Source organism: Oceaniferula flava (genome assembly GCF_016811075.1).
Lineage (GTDB): Bacteria > Verrucomicrobiota > Verrucomicrobiia > Verrucomicrobiales > Akkermansiaceae > Oceaniferula > Oceaniferula flava.
The window spans coordinates 1-3,980 of sequence record NZ_JAFBGL010000023.1; the positions used below are offsets into that span (position 1 = coordinate 1).

The 3,980-nt window shown below is 44.4% G+C and carries 3 protein-coding genes; all 3 read right to left on the reverse strand.

The features are described from left to right. Positions 1–202: 202 nt before the first annotated feature. Positions 203–631, reverse strand: a complete 429-nt coding sequence (locus JO972_RS16595) for a hypothetical protein (RefSeq protein ID WP_309491206.1) — start codon at positions 629–631, stop codon at positions 203–205. Positions 632–779: 148 nt separating this feature from the next. Next, a complete protein-coding gene (locus tag JO972_RS16600; RefSeq protein ID WP_309491207.1) occupies positions 780–1,115 on the reverse strand; it encodes a hypothetical protein in 336 nt (111 codons plus the stop codon). Positions 1,116–2,724: 1,609 nt separating this feature from the next. Beyond that, a complete protein-coding gene (locus tag JO972_RS16605; RefSeq protein WP_309491208.1) occupies positions 2,725–3,354 on the reverse strand; it encodes a hypothetical protein in 630 nt (209 codons plus the stop codon). Positions 3,355–3,980 lie beyond the last annotated feature (626 nt).

Below are 3,980 nucleotides of genomic sequence, written 5' to 3' on the forward strand. Positions count from 1 at the left end.
GATGAGTGAGCGAATCATGATGCAGAAACCGAGAAGCTTCCCATCAGCGTGCCCACGAACACGGAGACTCAGAATTCTTATTCTTATCTAACGTAGAGGACAACCGCCGCGTGTAAAACGATGATGATCCGGGTGAATTCTTAACTGTAAAATGGCTGCGGATTACGAACGGTTAACGGTCGGATGCTCCGTCTTGTTCGGTCTATTTTTTTTGCGGTCTCTGAATTGCCATTTTACGGAAATCCTGAATCTTCATTTTTTTATCGTCTCGATACATAATTATTTCAGTATCTTCATAAGATCGGGTTTTCTTCAATTGCAAATGACTCTTAGAAAACCCTCCATCTGCTTGTCTTGTGTAATGCACGAAAAATAATGATCCCACTGGAAACCCGGGATAATTATTAATCTTCGCGTGCGATTTTAAGAATGCATCGTGCTTGCCCCAAAAAAACTCCACAGGCTTTAGTGTTTTATGACCAGTATCCGGGTCATTAACGACTTCAGCAATGAAACAGTAATCACTCAAAAATAGTGTTTGTTTCCAGTGTGCAAACGCTTGCTCTTCTGCAGAGCAAAGCACACTAGGTAATGCCATTAACATACATATTATTTTGATTCTTATATTCATGGGTATTCTTATATTATTATTACCGAACGTAGAGCTCAACCGCGCCGTGTAAAACAGTTTCGCATCATTAACGTCTTTAGCTCTGCAAGGTCATCGGACAACGAACGGTATCGCGTCGGATGAAGCGCCTTGTTAGCCCACATTATTACTATGCTGGCGATGGTGCTAGAGTGTATTCGGCACAAATATCCAGAATGGTCATGATCTTAGAAAAGATGATTCTATCTTCGATATCACTAAACCTCACGTGAACAATACCAGCACTGTTGTCACCATCATCAAGTGAGCAGTTAATCTCAAGATAGCCATCAGATCCATTCAATACATGCTTGAACCAACGATCTTCAATGTCTGACGATCCCTGTAACCCGAGGCGGATTATCTCCCAATCTGCATCATCAAACGTGACATCAATGACGTCAGCTGCGAGAGCGATGCATGGTCTTAGGTTTAGGTGATAAATCCAGCGAGACAGATGATTCATGATAACGCTTTGCTTCTGATTCTCTTATTATTGGCTAACGTAAAGCTCAAACGCCAACTGTAAAACTTATGAAACCGAACGAAAATAATAACTCTGAATCTTCGAACACTCGAACGGTTAACGGTCGTGTGAAGCGACTTGTTAGGCTTCTTATTTTTTGGCCGCACGACAAAACTATAAACGGTCGCAAAAACTTGATTCCCTGGTGGTGCGTCATCTGGTGTGTCTTGATGCTCCCTATTGTTTACACAGGGCGAATAATCTTCGCTCTTGGCGTAGGGCTACAGGCCGGGCCGAAGAAAATGGCCGAAGCATGGGAGGCCACCGAGTAGGAGCAATATAATCGCCTAACGTAAAGCTCAACCGCCGATCAATCAACGGTCGAAAATGTAGTGTGTCTCATGCCTGTAAAACCTGCCTCCGACTACGAACGGTATCCGGTCGGATGCAGCGAATTGTTCGGCAAATTTTTCGCTAACAAATGACCAACGCGAACGACGATCACTGACCATGTGCTCCGACCGCTCTAGCCATGAGCAGAGGATATGAGGCAACGATTGAAATCTCAAAATAGGATTACGGGGGAAACCTCCGCGCCAGATGGATCAAACTACTCTCAATGTCACATCATCAATCGCGGATCAGGTGGCAACAACCTCATTAACAGGAACCAACTTCGACGAAGTCTTGTGATTCAGAGCAACCTGGAATCCATTCATCGATCAATCACCGTAACGCCAAATCCTATGCGTGCATTATTATAGCCGAACGTAAAGCTCAACCGCCGATCAAACAACGGTCGAAAATGTAGTGTGTCTCATGGCTGTAAAATGTCTCTCCGTCTACGAACGGTATCCGGTCGGATGCAGCGAATTGTTCGGCAAATTTTTCGAAAACAAATGCCCAACACGAAAGACGATCACCAACCATGTGCTCCGACCCCTCTAGCCCTGCGCAGAGGATATGAGGCAAAGTGTGAAATATCAAAATAGAACTACGGAGCAAACCTATGCGCCGGATGGATCAAGCTACTCTCGATGTCACATCATCATTCGTGGATCAGGCGGCAACAACCTAATCAATAGGAACCAACTCTGACGAAGCCTAGTGGCTGAGAGTAACCTGGAATCCATTCATCGATCGATCACCGTAACGCCAAATCCTATGCGTGCATTATTATAGCCGAACGTAAAGAACAACCGCAGCGAAACATGCAAAGAAAACACGAAAAAATGAACACGTTAGAAAAACATGCAAAGATTTCAGAAGACCCGAACGGTGAGCTGTCGGATGCTTCGCCTTGTTCGGTGGTTTTCGTTAAAGCTAGGATGGAACGACTACCTATTGGAGAACCTATAAGGAGGGGTGATTACTGGTTTTATAGATCTATCGGCAAGTGGATGAGGGTGGACACTGATCGAAAAGGATTTCTTGGGCGACGAGTGAGGGTGACTAGGCATCATGCCCCATTTTACCGCGTCGTTAATATCGAGCCGAACGTAGAGCTCAACCGCGCCGTGTAAAACAGATTCACACCATACACGATTTTAGCTCTGCAACTCCATCGCACAACGAACGGTATCGCGTCGGATGAAGCGCCTTGTTAGGTCTATTTGATTACGTCAGGGGCTACGACATCCGATATTCGAGCATTAAAATTATAACGGTAATCGTAATCACCAGCATAAACTAGAGCTATCTTCCCATCCCATATGATGTCAAAGCGATCACTGCCTGATCGCCGCACAAATCGAATTGAGTGGCCAGCGACCGAATCGTGTCCAAGTAAATAGGTATGGAATGCCAACTCATCTAAATCCGCATCCGAGCTAATAGGAAGAGGATCAACTATCGCAACATGACCATCCAAATAATCTAGTGAATATTCTTCGACAGAACAAACCGGGAAACCGCCATTGTGCCACTTGGAACTAGAGATGGTGCAGCTATGATAGTTGCCCCATACAATAGGAGCTTCCCAATCAGAGTCATGTTCTGTGGGTTCTGGATCATACAGATCTCTCTCTGAATAATAATCCTCAGATTCCAGGTGCATATGAAACCAGACAACTCCATCTCGAACTTCTGAGGACCACTTGAACTTCTTAATGGGATGCCCTTCTGGCCATGGATTACCCTTAAACCAAATTCTATCGTCTTCGACTATATTCTCGTTCATAGATTCTTTCTTACATGAAACGAAAGCAATCAATAGAGTGAAAACTATAATGATTCGCATGCGATTATTATTATTACCTAACGTAGAGCTCAACCGCGCGATGTAAAACGGATTCCAATCATTAACGGCTTTAGCTCAAAATGGTTTCTGGTTCACGGACGGTATCGCGTCGGATGAAGCGTCTTGTTCGGTTTGATTTTTTGGTAACCGTGATGGATTGGGTAACTTCGATAAGGTTCTTATCCCATAGAAAATTGGAACCCCTGAAACCAGCAACGCGGGCAACCCAAGATCTTCGTCAATAATACCAAATGCAGTCAGTATAGCCAGTATCAGAGGACCACCGATAATTAGCGTCCAAGCAACTACTCTAACGTGTAATTGTAACCTTCTCAGATGCAACTTAGCATCGTCGAATATATCATGCGATATAGTTACCGCCTCATCGTTGCTCAAACCTTGTGTCGTTAACATATTAATGACTCCAATATGTCCTTTGCCACGCGAAAGGACTTGTGCCGCCTGCTGAACCAAATCATCTCTTAAATTTGTCGGGTCAACTATCACTTGGTGCGTGCATTCTTATTATTACCGAACGTAGAGGTCAGCCGCTGCGTGTAAAACAGTCGCCAACCATTCAAATTCTTAACTGTAAAATGGCTTCGGACTACGAACGGTTAACAGTC